This is a genomic window from Streptomyces sp. NPDC058632 (assembly GCF_042717095.1).
Lineage (GTDB): Bacteria > Actinomycetota > Actinomycetes > Streptomycetales > Streptomycetaceae > Streptomyces.
In genome coordinates, this window is record NZ_JBHXQZ010000196.1 from 1 (window position 1) to 2,316 (window position 2,316).

Below are 2,316 nucleotides of genomic sequence, written 5' to 3' on the forward strand. Positions count from 1 at the left end.
TCGAACGTGACCGGTGAGATCGCCGACCCGGACCTGCTGCGCTCCGCCGACTACTGGGTGCGCCACGTGCGCGGCACCGTCCGCTTCGCCGACGGTGTGCGCGCGCTGGCCGACACCGGGGTGACCGCGTTCCTGGAGGCCGGACCCGGCGGTGTCCTCACCGCGCTGACCCAGCGCTGCCTGGACGCCGACCTCGACACCGTGGCCGTGCCCGCGCTGCGCACGGACCGCGACGAGGAGACCGCGCTGCTCACCGGGCTCGCCCGGCTCCACACGGCCGGCGTACGCGTCGACTGGGCGGCCTGGTTCCGGGGCACCGGAGCGCGCCGCACCGAGCTGCCGACCTATCCGTTCCAGCGCGAACGGTTCTGGCCCCGCCCGGCCGCCCTGACCGGCGACGTCAGTTCGGCCGGCCTGGTCTCGGCGGACCACCCGCTGCTCGGCGCCGCCGTACCGCTGGCCGACTCCGAGGGTGCGCTGTTCACCAGCCAGATCTCGATGCAGGTCCATCCCTGGCTGCTCGACCACAAGGTGGGCGGCACGGTCATCCTGCCCGGCACCGGCTATCTGGAGATGGCCGTCCGCGCCGCCGACCAGGTCGGCTGCGGCCGGGTCGAGGAACTGGTCCTGTCCACCCCGATGGTGCTGAACGAGAAGGTGCCCACCGCCCTGCAGGTCGTCCTGGGCGCCCCGGACGAGGAGGGAACCCGCACCATCGCGTTCTACTCCCGGCCGTCCGACGCCACCGACAGCCCCTGGACCCGGCACGCCACCGGCTCCCTCGCCGCCGCGGAGCACACCGCCCCGTTCGACGTGCCCGTCTGGCCGCCGTCGGACGCCCGGCCGGTGCCGATCGACGGCACCTACGAGCGCACCGAGTACGGCCCCTGCTTCCAGGGGATGCGCAAGGTGTGGATTCGCGGGCAGGAGGCCTTCGTCGAGGTCGCCCTGCCCGAGGAGATCGCCGGGGACGCCCAGTACTTCGGCATCCACCCGGCCCTGCTGGACGCCGTCCAGCACGCCAACGGCTACCTCGGCGTCGGCAGCGAGGACAACCCGCTGCTGCCGTACATCTGGAACGGCGTGTCGCTGCACGCGGGCGGCGCCACCACGCTGCGGGTACGCATCGCCAGGCTCGGCGACGAGTCGGTCACGCTCACGGCGGTCGACGCCGAGGGCGCGCCCGTGCTGTCCGCCGAGGCACTGGTGCTGCGCGCCCCCAGCGTGCCGCGCGCCCCGGTGGCCACCGGCGGCCAGGAACCGGTGTTCCGCCTCGACTGGGTCACGGCCCCCGAGGTGAAGCCCACCGAGGGACTGCGGGCCGTCACCCTGGGCGCCGACGTCTTCGGCACCGGCACCGTACTGTCGTCCCTCGCCGACCTCGCCGACCCGGCCGACGCCCCCGACTACGTGTTCGTCCCGCTCCAGGGGGAGTACACCGCCCCGGACGGCACGGATGCGGGCGGCGACCCGGCCGCCGTCCCCGGCACGGACGTCCCCGGCGCCGTCCACGCGCTGACGACCCGCACCCTGGAACTGGTACGCCAGTGGCTGGACCACGACCGGTTCGACCGCACCCGCCTGGTCTTCGTCACCCGCGACGCGGTGGCCGCCGCCGACGGCGAGACGGTACGGGACCTCGCCGCGGGTGCCGCCTGGGGTCTGGTGCGCTCGGCCCAGTCCGAGAACCCGGACCGGTTCGTCCTCATCGACCTCGACGGACAGAACAACGTCCAGGCACTGCTGCCGGACCTGCCGGCCCTGCTCGCCACCGGCGACGCCCAGTTCGCCGTGCGCGAGGGCACCGTCCGCGTCGGCCGGCTGGACCGCCTCGCCACCGGCGCCGGACTGGTCCCGCCCGTCGACGTGCCGTGGCGGCTCGACACCACCGGCAAGGGCACCCTGGACAACCTCGTCCTCGCCCCGTGCCCGCAGGTGCTGCAGCCGCTCGGCGACCACGAGGTCAGGATCGACGTCGACGCGACCGGTCTGAACTTCCGCGACGTCCTCAACGCCCTCGGCATGTACCCCGGCGAGTCCGGCCCGATGGGCACCGAGGCCGCCGGTGTGGTCACGGCCGTCGGCTCCGCGGTCACCGGACTGCGGCCCGGCGACCGGGTGTTCGGCACCGTGCCCGGCGGATTCGGGCCGGTCGTCGTCGCCGACGAGCACTACCTGGCCCGTGTCCCCGACGGGTGGACCCAGCAGGAGGCCGCCTCCGTGCCGTTGGTGTTCCTGACCGCCCTGTACGCCTTCCGTGATCTGGCGGGTCTGCGGGCGGGGGAGTCGGTGCTGGTGCATGCCGGTGCGGGTGGT

Annotated in this window: 1 protein-coding gene; it reads left to right on the forward strand. The window is 74.3% G+C overall.

Annotated features, from left to right (window positions below; all coding sequences use genetic code 11):
* On the forward strand, positions 1 to 2,316 hold a 2,316-nt coding region (locus tag ACFWVE_RS34915; protein WP_384023254.1), incomplete at both ends, for a polyketide synthase dehydratase domain-containing protein.